Origin of the sequence: Ochrobactrum sp. AN78 (genome assembly GCF_029909885.1) — a bacterium.
Lineage (GTDB): Bacteria > Pseudomonadota > Alphaproteobacteria > Rhizobiales > Rhizobiaceae > Brucella > Brucella quorumnocens.
The window spans coordinates 625,563-638,724 of the sequence record NZ_JASAMU010000001.1; the positions used below are offsets into that span (position 1 = coordinate 625,563).

Genomic DNA, 13,162 nt, shown 5'->3' on the forward strand with positions numbered 1-13,162 from the left:
ATGCCATCGTTTTCTCCCAGCCTTGAAAGGGCGCTGCATCAAGCGCTTACCATCGCGAACGAGCGGCATCACGAGTATGCGACGCTCGAACACCTTTTGCTTGCCCTGATCGACGATCAGGATGCAGGCGCAGTGATGCGCGCCTGTAACGTCGATCTGGAGCACCTCAAACGGATAGTTACAGATTACATCGACCGTGAACTGGATAATCTCGTCACCGGCTATGATGAGGATTCCAAACCTACGGCCGCTTTCCAGCGCGTGATTCAGCGCGCAGTTATCCACGTCCAATCTTCAAACCGTGAGGAAGTGACGGGCGCCAATGTGCTCGTTGCCATTTTCGCGGAGCGTGAAAGCCATGCTGCTTACTTCCTCCAGGAACAGCAGATGACGCGTTATGATGCCGTCAATTATATTTCGCACGGCATTTCGAAGCGTACACAGAGTAGCGAGCCACGCACGCCGCGCGGTGCGGAAAGCGCCAGCGAAGAACGCACAAGCGTAGAGCCGGAAGAAGGCACAAAGAAAAAGCAGGATGCTCTTTCTGCCTATTGCGTCAATCTGAATGAAAAAGCCAAATCCGGGCGTATCGATCCGCTGATCGGTCGTGACAGTGAAATCAGCCGTACTATTCAGGTTCTTTGCCGTCGGTCCAAGAACAACCCACTCTACGTGGGTGATCCTGGGGTCGGTAAGACTGCGATTGCCGAAGGTCTGGCCAAGCGTATCGTTGAGGGCGAAGTGCCTGAAGCACTCGCTGATGCCACGATCTTTTCGCTCGACATGGGTACGCTGCTTGCAGGGACCCGCTATCGCGGCGATTTCGAAGAGCGCTTGAAACAGGTTGTGAAAGAGCTCGAAGATTATCCGGGAGCGGTTCTGTTTATTGACGAAATTCATACGGTGATTGGCGCAGGCGCCACGTCGGGCGGTGCAATGGATGCATCGAACTTGCTGAAGCCTGCTCTGTCTTCCGGCGCAATCCGTTGCATCGGTTCGACCACCTATAAGGAATATCGTCAGTTCTTCGAGAAAGACCGGGCACTGGTTCGTCGTTTCCAGAAGATTGACGTCAATGAGCCGTCGATCCCGGATGCCATTGAAATCATGAAGGGTTTGAAACCGTATTTTGAAGACTTCCATAAAGTCAAATATACGGGTGATGCCATCAAGTCTGCGGTGGAGCTTTCTGCACGCTACATCTCTGACCGCAAGTTGCCGGACAAAGCCATCGACGTGATCGATGAAACTGGTGCAAGCCAGATGCTTCTGCCGGAAAACAAACGAAAGAAGACAATCGGCGTCAAGGAAATCGAAGCAACCATTGCCACCATGGCTCGGATTCCACCCAAATCGGTTTCCAAGGATGATGAGGTTGTGCTTTCGCATCTTGATGCGGAACTCAAGCGCGTCGTCTATGGTCAGGATCTGGCAATTGAAGCGCTTTCGGCTGCCATCAAGCTTGCTCGTGCAGGCTTGCGTGAGCCGGATAAGCCAATTGGTTCCTATCTGTTCTCCGGCCCGACAGGTGTCGGTAAGACAGAAGTTGCCAAGCAGCTTGCGTCTTCGCTGGGCGTGGAACTGCTTCGATTCGATATGTCCGAGTATATGGAACGCCACACCGTATCGCGTTTGATCGGTGCGCCTCCCGGCTATGTCGGCTTCGATCAAGGAGGTCTTCTGACTGATGGCGTCGATCAGCATCCGCATTGCGTGTTGCTGCTCGATGAAATCGAGAAGGCACATCCAGACCTTTACAATATTCTGTTGCAGGTTATGGATCATGGTTCGCTGACCGATCACAACGGCAAGAAGATCGACTTTCGCAACGTCATTCTGATCATGACCACCAATGCCGGTGCTGCTGATATGGCAAAGGCCGCGATTGGATTTGGTTCGACGCGACGCGAAGGCGACGATATGGAAGCGATCAACCGGCTGTTTACGCCGGAATTCCGCAACCGTCTCGATGCAATTGTGCCATTCGGCCCGCTGCCTGTTCCGGTCATTCATCAGGTTGTGCAGAAATTTGTGCTTCAGCTTGAGGCCCAGCTTGCAGAACGTGGTGTTACTTTTGAGCTAACCGAAGCTGCGATCGCCTGGCTTGCGGACAAGGGTTATGACGAACGTATGGGCGCACGTCCTCTGGCTCGTGTTATCCAGGAGCACATCAAGAAGCCGTTGGCTAATGAAGTGCTGTTTGGCAAGCTTAAGCATGGTGGAATGGTTCGTGTTGATGTAACGACCAAGGACGACGGCAAGACCGATCTCGTGCTTGAAAGTGTCGCTGATAAGCCTGTGAAGCTTAAGAAGGATATTCCTCCGGAGAAGAAGCTTCCACAGCGCAAGAAAGCTGCACCGAAAAAGGCCGAGAAGGAAAAGGTATTGGCTGGCAAGGATGAAGAAGTCTCGGCCAAGCCAGCAACCAAAGCCACGACGGCAAAGTCGTCTGTACCTAAAGTGCCGCGCAAGAAATAAACTTTACGGAAAGGCCCTTCTTTGGAAGGGCCTTTTTCATTTTAAGTGCTTTTGATTGGACAGATCGCGCTAAATGCAGGTGCTCTTTTTTGCGTCCTGTTCTATTTTTAAGATATGTCTTCGAGTCGCTCCCTCAGTTCTAAGCATCAGTCAGCCGAACAAACTAGCTCCTTGGGTTGGTTTTTTCGTGGGACGCGTCGCATAATCAGCGTACCAGCAATATTGCTGATGAGCTCCTTCATTGGCTTTGCAGGATTGGCGATTGAAAGCGGCATAACCGTCGGGCAGGCAGTCTTCATGACGCTGACCATCTGGGCGCTACCGGCCAAAGTGGTTCTAATCGGTGCAATCAGCGCTGGTGCTTCGATCCCCGCGGCAGCACTCGCCGTCGGATTGTCTTCGGTTCGTTTGATGCCAATGGTTGTCGCACTTCTGCCAGAGCTGAAGGGGCCGAAGACCCGAAAACTCACGCTCGCAGCGCTCTGCCATTTTGTGGCAGTTACGGCCTGGGTCATGGCGATGGAGGAATTGCGCAACGTTCCGCGCGATATGCGTACAAGCTACTTTGCAGGAATTGGCACGGTCCTTGTTGGGACAAATGCGCTGGTCGTCGCGGTGGTTTATTTGCTTTCAGCGTCATTTCCGCCGGTGGTGTTTGCGGCACTATTCATGCTCACACCGATGTATTTTCTGACATCGCTTTGGCGTTCGGCTCGCGAGCGGGCAGGGCAGATTGCCATGGTTTCTGGGATCGTGTTGTTCCCGATTTTTCATCAGTTCGCGCCGGGTTACGATTTGTTGATGACGGGTGTCGCGGGCGGGGTGATTGCTTTTGCTTTCCATCGGTCACGTAATTCCAGCAAGGATGTGGCCAAATGAACTGGGGTAGTTTTTCCGACTGGTGGTGGCCGTTTACCTTCATCCTGCTTGCAGGCGCGCTTCCGACTTATATTTTTCGCGTGATGGGTGTTATCGTTGGTGGTCGAGTACGCGAAGATTCGGAAGTGCTGGTGTTTGTTCGCTGTGTCGCCACAGCACTTGTCGCAGGCGTGATCGCGCAACTTATTCTGTACCCGAACGGGGAGCTTGCAAACTCCCCGATGTGGTTGCGGGTTGGATCAGCTGCGGCTGGCTTTGCAGCCTATCTCATTGCAGGAAAGCGCCTGCTTGTGGGTATCTTGGTTGCCGAAGTGCTGCTGATAACTGGACTTTTAAGCTTATAAAGCCGTTTCTTATCAAAGTGCTGTGCGGATTTTCTCAGCATTTGCTGAAAGTGTCGCTGCGTCTTCCATTTTCCCGGTATGTGGCTTGAGTTCTACGCCTTCAAAACGTGGGATCACGTGAAAATGCAGATGGTAAACCGTTTGGCCTGCTGCAGGTTCATTGAACTGAATGACAGTGACACCATCGGCGCTGAACGCCTTCTTGACCGCATTGGCGATCTTCTGCACGGCCTGTATCGCTTCAGCCAACGTTTCAGGCTCCGCATCCAGCAGATTACGCGATGGCGCTTTGGGAACAACGAGCGTGTGGCCCGTTCCCTGTGGCATGACATCCATGAAGGCCACAACATGATCTGTTTCGTAGACGCGTGTTGACGGAATTTCGCCGCGCAGGATTTTGGCGAAGATGTTGTTGTCATCATAGGTGGCGGACATGCGATTCTCTCCAGTTCAATATTCTATCTATGTTGGCATTCATGTGTGTTTGAAAGGCGAATGCTCTTCCAGTGCTACATGTATCTGTTCGACCTCGCGGCGCTCGTGCTCCAGATAATCGCTAACTGCTCTGCGGAAACCCTCATGCGCAATATAATGCGCGGAATGGGTTGTAACCGGAACATACCCGCGGGCGAGTTTATGTTCACCTTGCGCTCCGGCTTCAACGACACGAAGTTTCCTGTCGATTGCAAAGTCGATTGCCTGATGGTAGCAGACCTCAAAATGGAGATATGGGTGATCCTCGATACACCCCCAGTGGCGACCATAAAGTGTGCCGCTGCCAATAAAGTTGATCGCGCCTGCAATATAGCGGCTGTCGCGGCGGGCCATGACGAGCAATATGTCGTCGGCCATCGTCTCGCCAATCAGTGAGAAAAACTTACGGTTGAGATAAGGGCGCCCCCACTTGCGGCTACCCGTATCGACATAGAACGCATAAAAATCGTCCCAGACCGATTCCGTCAGATCGCTGCCGGTCAACCAGTCGATTTCGATACCTTCAGACAAGGCATCGCGACGTTCTTTTTTGAGTGCTTTCCGTTTTCGCGAAACAAGCTCATTTAGAAAGTCATCATATTTTGAAAAGCCGTTGTTTATAAAATGGAATTGCTGATCTGTTCGATGCAGAAAGCCAGATCTTTCAAGTGATGAAATTTCGCTTTTCGGCGCGAAGGTCACATGGGCAGACGAAGCGCCGGTCTGGTCCGTCAATTGGCGTAGCCCGTTTGCGAGAGCAAGTTGAACCGCATCGGGTTCGAACTCTGCGTGATGGAGTAAGCGTGGCCCAGTTGCGGGTGTGAAGGGAATTGAGGCCTGAAACTTGGGGTAGTAGCGTCCACCAGCGCGTTCAAAAGCATCGGCCCAGCCATGGTCGAAGACATATTCGCCCTGGCTATGCCCTTTGAGGTAGTTCGGTACAACGCCTATTAGGTAGCCCTTGTCATCTTCAAGGCGCAGGTATCGTGGCAACCAGCCCGCTTGCTGTGAAACGGACCCGGATTGTTCGAGCGCATTCAAAAAGGCGCGCGAAATAAAGGGATTGTAGTTTCCGCCTTGCCGGAAGGTTCCGGCAAGGTGGTTCCATTCGTCTTCCGAAAAATCGCCGATGCCTTCGACGACACGAAGAACGAAGCTTTGCTCTGTCTGCCTTTCGTCGTCGCTCATCGCCGGATTTTCCTATCAGGCAACCAAAGACCGGGGATCGAAACCTTCAAAGGTAATCTGATCCACGTTGAGATCGCTGTGCTTTTTCATCTCGGCGTCGCGGACCGTCCAGCTGATGACCGGAAGGTTGAGCTTTTCGCGAACAAAGCTGACAAACGGGTTTGGCAGGTGATGCACATTGTAAGACACGAACGAAATCTGATGCGCGAGCATCGAGAAGTGTGCTTCAAAATCCTTGATTCGCGTGCCTTCAGCAGTCAGTCCGCCGGGAATTCCCGGAGCGTCGCTTGCAAACAGACGGACCAGATGATGGTCGAAGGACATGATCGCAGCTTCTCCCTTATAGGAAGCGAGCTCCTTTGCGACAGCGGCGACCAGACCATCGTCACGGCCTTCAATGCCTTTAAGCTCGATGACAAGCGGCACACGACCAGCGACCAGATCAAGCATTTGGCGTAGTGTCGGTGCATGATCGCCAGTGCCACCAATACGCAGCTCGGTGGCATCCGCGAGTGTCAGGTCACTGATGCGACCATCTCGTCCGGTGAGGCGCTTGAGATCGTCATCATGGAATACGATGACGCTGCCATCTTTGGTGAGATGTACGTCGCATTCGATTGCAAAGCCCGCTTTTGCAGCAGCATCAAAGGCCGATAGGGTGTTTTCCCAGCGCACTTTGTTCAGATCGTGCAGTCCGCGATGCGCAATCGGCTGCTTTTTGAGCCATTCTGGTGAAGACATTTAGGCAACCTCAATGATTGCTTCGATTTCAACGGGAGCATTGAGCGGCAGGCTCGCAACACCGACAGCCGAGCGCGCATGCTTGCCCGCGTCGCCAAGGACCGCGACGAGCAGATCGGATGCGCCATTGGCAACAAGATGTTGTTCGACAAAATCGGCGGTCGACGAAACGAATACGGTGATTTTCACGATCCGCTTGATGTTGTTCAGGTCGCCAAGTGCAGCCTTTGCTTGCGCCAATATATTGACGGCACATGCGCGCGCTGCGGCCTGACCGTGTGCTACTGTGAGCACATCGCCAATCTGGCCGGTATGAACGAGTTTGCCATTTTCCAGCGGAAGCTGGCCCGATGTAAGCAGCAGAGAGCCCGTTTGTGCGAAAGGCACGTAGTTTGCAGCTGGTGCTGCAGCTTCTGGCAAAGATATACCCAGATTTTTAAGACGGCTGTCGATTGTGTCGGTCATTCTATTAATCCTTACTAACTTAATGCCTTTCGCACCCGATATATTGGATAGAATCGGTGAAGCTTTTGGGGAGGGTGCGTTTTTTGCCTCGCTTCCGCCATGAGTTTTTTTATCATGCTCCTCAACAGATCGGGAGATTCATGTATGCGTTTTTTGAGTATGGCATTTGCAGCAAGCGGAGCAGCGGCTTGCGTTTGGGGTAGCTCGGTCGGTATTGCCGCCGCTGCTTCGACGGTAACGTTGGTTCCGCATCGCGCAGTGTATGATCTCACGTTGGATCGTGCCGATGAGAAATCCGGGATCAGTGGGCTGACCGGCCGTATGGTCTATGAGTTCAATGGTTCAGCCTGCGAAGGCTATACGACGAATTTTCGTTTCGTGACGCGCATCGACATGGATGAGCAGCCGCAGCGTGTGACCGATCAGCAGACGACAACCTTTGAAAGCGGCAACGGCAAGGACTTCCGTTTCGTCAACAAGACTTTTGTCGATAAGGAACTGGTCAAGGAAGTGCGCGGCGATGCCAAGGTTGAAGACGGCAAAACGGTTGTCGCCCTGTCCAAACCTAAAGAAGACAATATTGATCTGAAGGCGACACAATTTCCGACGACTCATATGGAAGAGCTGATCGGCAAGGCGGAAGCTGGCGAACGATTTTACCAGACGTCATTATACGATGCGTCGGAAGATGCTGATCGTGTTGTCGCAACAACCGTTGTTGTCGGCAAGGAGCAGGAAGCCAAAAGCGACGAAACCAAAGCCATGGGCAAGTTCACGAAGGACAATGTCTGGCCGGTGACGATTTCCTATTTCGATGACAAGGAAAAGCAGGACGGGCTACCGATTTATCGCATTAATTTCAAGCTATACCGGAATGGCATTACGCGCGACCTAACCATGGATTATGGTGATTTTTCCATGCGCGGAAAACTGGTCAAGCTTGATGTATATGATGACAAGCAGCCAAGCGCGAGCTGCAAATAAGTTTATTAGAGCGGATTCAGTTAAGATAGATTGGTTGGAGACGCTCCAATTATTTGTTCTCCGCATCTCCAGAAAGCCGGTTCCCGCTTCTCTGGAGATGCTTTAATGCAGTCTTTGGCGGTATAATGGTCACAAGGCTTGCATTTATTGGCGCGATAAGTTAACAGCGCGCCTATTCCACACACGGGATTGGGCTTTTGCAGGGAGAAATCCTGCTTCAGCCTCCGGTGGCGAGCAATCGCCTCAGCCCGTGGAGGTTCAACCGGAAAAGGAAAATACAGATGGCATTGCCTGAATTCAGCATGCGTCAGCTTCTGGAAGCTGGCGTTCACTTCGGTCACCAGACACACCGCTGGAATCCGAAGATGGCCCCATACATCTATGGCGACCGTAACAACATCCACATTCTCGACCTGTCCCAGACTGTTCCTCTGCTGCACAATGCGCTGAAGGTCGTTTCGGACACTGTTGCTCGTGGTGGCCGCGTTCTGTTCGTTGGTACCAAGCGCCAGGCTTCGGACATCATTGCTGATGCAGCAGCCCGTTCGGCTCAGTACTACGTTAATGCACGCTGGCTGGGCGGCATGATGACCAACTGGAAGACGATTTCGAACTCGATCCAGCGTCTGCGCAAGCTCGACGAAATTCTCTCGGGCGAAGCACACGGCTTCACCAAGAAGGAACGCCTGAACCTCGAGCGCGAGCGTGAAAAACTCGACCGCGCACTTGGCGGCATCAAGGACATGGGTTCGGTTCCTGATCTGATGTTCATCGTTGACACCAACAAGGAAGCAATTGCTATCCAGGAAGCAAAGCGTCTTGGCATTCCGGTTGTTGCTGTTATCGATTCGAACTGCAACCCAGACCAGATCGACTTCCCGATCCCAGGGAACGACGATGCTGCACGCGCTATTTCGCTTTATTGCGATCTGATTGCCCGTGCTGCTCTTGACGGCATTGCACGTCAGCAGGGCGCGCTTGGCATCGACGTTGGTGCACAGGCTGAAGCTCCTGTTGAGCCAGCTCTCGAAGCTCCAGCTGCAGGCGCATAATCAGCGCTTATGAATTTCATCCATCCGTCACATGACGGGTGGATAACTTCATTCGTTCCGACGCAATGAGCGTTGGTTAAAAGTTGGCACACCCATTCGGTGTGCCTTCGCTTTCGTGAAAGGCGACACAATGAGCATTTCCGCATCACAGGTTAAAGAACTCCGCGAACTGACTGGCGCAGGCATGATGGACTGCAAGGCAGCGCTTGCTGAAACCAATGGCGACATCGAAGCCGCTGTTGATTACCTGCGCGCCAAGGGCATGGCAAAGGCTGACAAGAAGGCTGGCCGTACGGCTGCTGAAGGTCTGGTTGGTGTTGCAGCTTCCGGCAACAAGGCCGTTGTTGTTGAAGTCAATTCCGAGACCGACTTCGTTGCTCGTAACGACGCTTTCCAGGATCTCGTTCGCAAGATCGCTCAGGCTGCTCTGTCGACCGATGGTTCGTCGGCAGCTGTTGCTGCAGCAGACATCGACGGCAAGTCGGTAACGCAGGCTGCGAAAGATGCAGTTGCAACCATTGGTGAAAACATCAGCTTCCGTCGCTCGGCGGCTCTTGAAGTTTCGCAGGGTGCAGTTGCTACCTACATTCACAACGGCGTTGCAGACGGCCTCGGCAAGCTCGGCGTTCTCGTTGCAATCGAAACTGCTGGCGACGTAGAAGCTGCAAACGCATTTGGCCGCCAGGTCGCAATGCACGTTGCTGCAATCAACCCGCTTGCACTGACTGCTGCTGACGTTGATCCAGCTGCTGCTGAGCGTGAAAAGGCTATTTTCATCGAGCAGGCTCGTGAATCCGGCAAGCCAGACAACATCATCGAAAAGATGATCGAAGGCCGTATGCGCAAGTTCTACGAAGAAGTTGTTCTTCTTTCGCAGGCTTTCGTTATCAATCCGGACCTGACTGTTGAAGCAGCGCTTAAGGAAGCTGAAAAGTCGATCGGCGCTCCTGCGAAGATCATCGGCTTTGCACGCATCGCTCTCGGTGAAGGCATCGAGAAGGAAGAAAGCGACTTCGCTGCTGAAGTTGCTGCTGCTGCCAAGGGCTAAACAGCCTTTTGGAGGTGCATCCGGTTTTCGAATGCGCTTCAATATTTGTCTTACCACATTATCCTACGCAAAAGGCTTATGCAGTTTTGCTGGAAATGGGTTAAAAGGCTTTTGATTGTGAAGGGCATCGCGTGACAACGCGGTGCCCTTCGTGTATCGGAACCCCAATAGTAACAGTTGATCATGATCTGCGGAGAACACTCCATGTCCGTTAAGTCCGCCTATAAACGCGTTGTCCTCAAAGCCTCAGGCGAAGCATTGATGGGCAGTCAGGGCTTTGGCATCGATGTCTCGGTTGCCGATCGCATTGCCAGTGACATTGCTCAGGCGCGTGAACTGGGCGTTGAAGTGGGTGTCGTGATCGGTGGCGGCAATATTTTCCGAGGCGTTGCAGTAGCGTCCAAGGGTGGCGACCGCGTGACGGGTGATCACATGGGTATGCTTGCAACGGTGATCAATTCGCTGGCCCTGCGTACTTCGCTTCACAAAATCGGCGTGGATGCCGTTGTCCTTTCCGCCATAGCAATGCCTGAAATCTGCGAGAGCTTCTCTCAGCGCAAGGCAACTGCCTATATGGACGAAGGAAAGGTTGTGATTTTTGCAGGTGGTACTGGCAATCCTTTCTTCACAACAGACTCGGCCGCAGCATTGCGCGCAGCCGAAATTGGTGCGGATGCACTTTTGAAGGGCACGCAGGTCGATGGTATTTATTCGGCTGACCCGAAAAAAGACCCAACTGCAACGCGGTTTGACAAGCTCACACACAAGGAAGTTCTTGATCGCGGGCTCGCGGTGATGGATACGGCTGCTGTCGCCCTTGCGCGTGAGAACAACATTCCGATAATAGTTTATTCCATCCATGAAAACGGCGGCTTGGCCGATATTCTGCAAGGCAAAGGACGCTGCACGATCGTTTCCGATAAATAATCGGCTATTGATCGTTTGTCTTGTCGCGCACTGAAGGAGAACATGTATGAGCGATGTTTTTGACATCAACGACCTCAAGCGACGCATGGAAGGCGCAGTCAGCGCCCTGAAGCATGACCTTGGTGGTCTGCGTACGGGCCGCGCTTCTGCAAGCTTGCTCGAACCAATTACGATTACAGCTTATGGCGCTGAAATGCCGATCAATCAGGTCGCCAATATCACTGTGCCTGAATCGCGCATGCTTTCGGTTTCCGTATGGGACAAGAGCATGGTGGGCGCGGTTGAACGCGCGATTCGTGAATCCGGTCTTGGTCTCAATCCAATCACCGATGGCATGACGCTTCGCATTCCACTGCCCGAACTCAATGAACAGCGCCGTAAAGAGCTGGTCAAGATTGCGCATCAATATGCCGAACAGGGCCGTATTGCAGCGCGTCACGTTCGCCGTGATGGTATGGATACGCTTAAGAAGCTCGAGAAAGACGGCGACATCAGTCAGGATGACAGCCGCGGCCTTTCTGAAAAGGTTCAGAAGCTCACTGACGATACGATCGCCGAAATGGATAAGATCGTTTCGGTCAAAGAAGGCGAGATCATGCAGGTCTAGTTTCTTGATTTCAAAGTTCGTGCGATTTCATATCATGATTGGAGCCGGACTTTGAAACCAAACGAAATTAGAAACAATTCGTTGCCAGTGTCTGGCAAGTTGTGAAATTCTGATTGTGTTTGTTCAAACGCTACAGATTTATGACGTTAGGCACTGGATTTGCATGATTTACCAATGAGGAGAGCTTCGCAATGTCCGATCCGCGCCACATAGCCATTATTATGGATGGCAATGGCCGTTGGGCGAAGGCGCGCGGTTTGCCGCGCAGCGCCGGCCACAGAGCCGGAGTTGAAGCTTTGCGTGAGACGGTGAGGGGCGCAGGTGATCGCGGTCTTGGCTATCTCACCCTTTTTGCGTTTTCTTCCGAAAACTGGTCACGCCCGAGCGGCGAAGTCGGCGATCTTATGGGGTTGCTGAAGCTGTTTATCCGGCGTGATCTTGCCGAACTGCATCGCAATAATGTCCGGGTGCGGATTATTGGCGAGCGCGAAGGGTTGGCCTCCGATATTTGCGGATTACTCAGCGAAGCAGAGACACTAACCCGACGCAACGCGGGCCTTAATCTGATCATTGCCTTCAATTACGGTTCGCGCGATGAAATTGCACGTGCCGTTAAAAGTCTGGCGCGCGATGTCGCGGCCGGCCTTCTTGATCCGTCATCGATTTCCGCTGATTTGATCTCTGCAAACCTGGATACTGCAGGTATTCCTGATCCAGATCTGATCATTCGCACGAGCGGCGAAATGCGTCTGTCGAATTTTCTGCTCTGGCAGGCGGCTTATTCCGAGTTTCTGTTTGTGCCGGGGCACTGGCCTGATTTCAAGCCTGCTGATCTTGATGCAGCTTATGAAGTTTTCCGTCAGCGCGAGCGCCGTTTCGGTGGCGTAGAAGCGCGCGACAAGCTCGAAGAGTGTTCAACCGCAATCGAATGCACTTCGGCAAAAGGTGCAGCGGTTTGATGCGGCCTGTCAGCATAGAGCGCCGCGCGCCCGGTGGGATGCGTAAAGATCGTTCTAACAGTTTAAAGCATTTCCAGCAAAAGTGGGAACCGGTCTGGCGTTCGGAAATGCGTAAAAACAAATAGTTACAGCGGTTTCAACGATTCGATCTTAACTGGAACCGCTGTAAGTTAGCCGAAAGGTATCAATGTCAAATCTGCAAACTCGTATTCTGACCGCCATAGTTCTCGGCGCTGCGGCCCTCTGGCTGACCTGGGTAGGCGGGTTGGGTTTCACTCTGTTCTCTATCGCCATTGGTCTGGCGATGTTTTACGAGTGGACTGAACTCAGTGCGATAAAGCAGACTTCATTTTCTCGCATTTTCGGTTGGGTCTGGCTGCTTGCGACCTTCATTCTTCTAATTGTCGACCGGGGTGCTTTGCTGACAATTGGCGTGCTGCTTGCCGGTTGCATCATTCTATTGGCAACGCAGTGGAAGACAGGGCGCGGATGGCCTGCTGCTGGTCTTTTTTACGCTGGCTTTTCAGCTATCTCGCTTTCGCTGTTGCGTGGCGATGAGCCGTTTGGCTTCACAGCTATATGTTTCCTTTTTGCAGTCGTATGGTCGACCGATATCGCAGCCTATTTCAATGGGCGTGCGTTGGGTGGACCCAAGCTTGCGCCGCGCTTTTCGCCTAACAAGACATGGTCAGGGGCGTTGGGTGGTGCTGCGGCAGCCGTTGCTGGCGGCATTCTGGTTGCGTCACTGGTGGCAGCACCCGGTAGTTGGATCGTGCCGCTACTCGCTCTTCTTCTCTCTATCGTCTCGCAGATTGGCGATCTGGCTGAATCATGGGTTAAGCGGCAGTTCGGTGCAAAGGATTCCGGTCGTCTTTTGCCAGGACATGGTGGTGTTCTGGATCGAGTGGATGGGCTTGTGGCGGCGGCAGCGCTTCTGTACCTCTTTGGTGCTATTATCGCCGAGCCAGATGTACCATCTGCAATCTTTTTTAGTTTCTGAGCGCGTATGAATTCGT

Annotated in this window: 13 protein-coding genes and 1 pseudogene; 10 read left to right on the forward strand and 4 right to left on the reverse strand. The window is 52.8% G+C overall.

From position 1 onward, the window contains the following. The 3 genes from clpA (at nucleotide 1) to QBD00_RS03045 (ending at nucleotide 3,701) form a co-directional block, all read left to right on the forward strand. On the forward strand, nucleotides 1-2,478 hold the full coding sequence (gene clpA / locus QBD00_RS03035; protein ID WP_318578611.1) for an ATP-dependent Clp protease ATP-binding subunit ClpA: 2,478 nt from the start codon (nucleotides 1-3) through the stop codon (nucleotides 2,476-2,478). 228 nt (nucleotides 2,479-2,706) lie between these two features. Beyond that, a complete protein-coding gene (locus QBD00_RS03040; RefSeq protein WP_095446771.1) occupies nucleotides 2,707-3,357 on the forward strand; it encodes an AzlC family ABC transporter permease in 651 nt (216 codons plus the stop codon). Further along, entirely contained in the window at nucleotides 3,354-3,701 is a 348-nt protein-coding gene (locus QBD00_RS03045; protein ID WP_095446770.1) for an AzlD domain-containing protein, read from the forward strand. Before QBD00_RS03040 ends, QBD00_RS03045 begins: the two co-directional genes overlap by 4 nt. Before the next feature lie 12 nt (nucleotides 3,702-3,713). Here the strand turns inward: QBD00_RS03045 and QBD00_RS03050 are convergent, their stop codons facing one another. The 4 genes from QBD00_RS03050 to QBD00_RS03065 are packed head-to-tail and all read right to left on the reverse strand — an operon-like array spanning nucleotide 3,714 to nucleotide 6,569. Further along, nucleotides 3,714-4,136 (reverse strand): HIT family protein, encoded by a 423-nt coding sequence (locus tag QBD00_RS03050; RefSeq protein WP_318578612.1) that lies wholly within the window; start codon nucleotides 4,134-4,136, stop codon nucleotides 3,714-3,716. Nucleotides 4,137-4,175: 39 nt separating this feature from the next. Beyond that, nucleotides 4,176-5,363, reverse strand: coding sequence for a GNAT family N-acetyltransferase (locus QBD00_RS03055; RefSeq protein WP_318578613.1), 1,188 nt, complete (start codon nucleotides 5,361-5,363; stop codon nucleotides 4,176-4,178). A gap of 15 nt (nucleotides 5,364-5,378) precedes the next feature. After that, nucleotides 5,379-6,104, reverse strand: a complete 726-nt coding sequence (locus tag QBD00_RS03060) for a glycerophosphodiester phosphodiesterase (protein WP_264231073.1) — start codon at nucleotides 6,102-6,104, stop codon at nucleotides 5,379-5,381. Further along, nucleotides 6,105-6,569: a RidA family protein gene (locus QBD00_RS03065; RefSeq protein ID WP_095446766.1), complete on the reverse strand. Its 465-nt coding sequence runs from the start codon at nucleotides 6,567-6,569 to the stop codon at nucleotides 6,105-6,107. 144 nt (nucleotides 6,570-6,713) lie between these two features. Between QBD00_RS03065 and eipB the strand changes: the two genes are divergently transcribed. The 7 genes and pseudogenes from eipB to QBD00_RS03100 all read left to right on the forward strand — a co-directional run bounded on the left by eipB (nucleotide 6,714) and on the right by QBD00_RS03100 (nucleotide 13,146). Continuing rightward, complete coding sequence (gene eipB / locus QBD00_RS03070) at nucleotides 6,714-7,553, forward strand: cell envelope integrity protein EipB (RefSeq protein WP_095446765.1); 840 nt, start codon at nucleotides 6,714-6,716, stop codon at nucleotides 7,551-7,553. Between the two features lie 281 nt (nucleotides 7,554-7,834). Next, nucleotides 7,835-8,605, forward strand: a complete 771-nt coding sequence (rpsB, locus tag QBD00_RS03075; RefSeq protein ID WP_095446764.1) for a 30S ribosomal protein S2 — start codon at nucleotides 7,835-7,837, stop codon at nucleotides 8,603-8,605. A 130-nt stretch (nucleotides 8,606-8,735) separates the two neighbouring features. After that, nucleotides 8,736-9,653: a translation elongation factor Ts gene (gene tsf / locus QBD00_RS03080; protein ID WP_318578614.1), complete on the forward strand. Its 918-nt coding sequence runs from the start codon at nucleotides 8,736-8,738 to the stop codon at nucleotides 9,651-9,653. A 204-nt stretch (nucleotides 9,654-9,857) separates the two neighbouring features. Continuing rightward, on the forward strand, nucleotides 9,858-10,580 hold the full coding sequence (pyrH, locus tag QBD00_RS03085; RefSeq protein ID WP_095446762.1) for a UMP kinase: 723 nt from the start codon (nucleotides 9,858-9,860) through the stop codon (nucleotides 10,578-10,580). A 46-nt stretch (nucleotides 10,581-10,626) separates the two neighbouring features. After that, nucleotides 10,627-11,187, forward strand: a complete 561-nt coding sequence (gene frr / locus QBD00_RS03090) for a ribosome recycling factor (protein ID WP_095446761.1) — start codon at nucleotides 10,627-10,629, stop codon at nucleotides 11,185-11,187. Between the two features lie 179 nt (nucleotides 11,188-11,366). Continuing rightward, nucleotides 11,367-12,146: pseudogene (locus QBD00_RS03095) on the forward strand (isoprenyl transferase); the annotation flags it as partial. Between the two features lie 187 nt (nucleotides 12,147-12,333). Then, nucleotides 12,334-13,146 carry a phosphatidate cytidylyltransferase gene (locus tag QBD00_RS03100; protein WP_151093642.1) on the forward strand — a complete coding sequence of 271 codons (813 nt, stop codon included), beginning with the start codon at nucleotides 12,334-12,336 and terminating at the stop codon, nucleotides 13,144-13,146. The last annotated feature ends 16 nt before the right edge of the window (nucleotides 13,147-13,162 follow it).

What these genes read in the sequence shown, in the direction of transcription:
- QBD00_RS03065 (WP_095446766.1), bottom strand. Translation starts at nt 6,569, where the DNA reads ATGACCGACACAATCGACAGCCGTCTTAAAAATCTGGGTATATCTTTG.
- QBD00_RS03055 (WP_318578613.1), bottom strand. Translation starts at nt 5,363, where the DNA reads ATGAGCGACGACGAAAGGCAGACAGAGCAAAGCTTCGTTCTTCGTGTC.
- pyrH (WP_095446762.1), top strand. Translation starts at nt 9,858, where the DNA reads ATGTCCGTTAAGTCCGCCTATAAACGCGTTGTCCTCAAAGCCTCAGGC.
- tsf (WP_318578614.1), top strand. Translation starts at nt 8,736, where the DNA reads ATGAGCATTTCCGCATCACAGGTTAAAGAACTCCGCGAACTGACTGGC.
- QBD00_RS03100 (WP_151093642.1), top strand. Translation starts at nt 12,334, where the DNA reads ATGTCAAATCTGCAAACTCGTATTCTGACCGCCATAGTTCTCGGCGCT.
- QBD00_RS03045 (WP_095446770.1), top strand. Translation starts at nt 3,354, where the DNA reads ATGAACTGGGGTAGTTTTTCCGACTGGTGGTGGCCGTTTACCTTCATC.
- eipB (WP_095446765.1), top strand. Translation starts at nt 6,714, where the DNA reads ATGCGTTTTTTGAGTATGGCATTTGCAGCAAGCGGAGCAGCGGCTTGC.
- QBD00_RS03050 (WP_318578612.1), bottom strand. Translation starts at nt 4,136, where the DNA reads ATGTCCGCCACCTATGATGACAACAACATCTTCGCCAAAATCCTGCGC.
- clpA (WP_318578611.1), top strand. Translation starts at nt 1, where the DNA reads ATGCCATCGTTTTCTCCCAGCCTTGAAAGGGCGCTGCATCAAGCGCTT.
- frr (WP_095446761.1), top strand. Translation starts at nt 10,627, where the DNA reads ATGAGCGATGTTTTTGACATCAACGACCTCAAGCGACGCATGGAAGGC.
- QBD00_RS03040 (WP_095446771.1), top strand. Translation starts at nt 2,707, where the DNA reads ATGAGCTCCTTCATTGGCTTTGCAGGATTGGCGATTGAAAGCGGCATA.
- rpsB (WP_095446764.1), top strand. Translation starts at nt 7,835, where the DNA reads ATGGCATTGCCTGAATTCAGCATGCGTCAGCTTCTGGAAGCTGGCGTT.
- QBD00_RS03060 (WP_264231073.1), bottom strand. Translation starts at nt 6,104, where the DNA reads ATGTCTTCACCAGAATGGCTCAAAAAGCAGCCGATTGCGCATCGCGGA.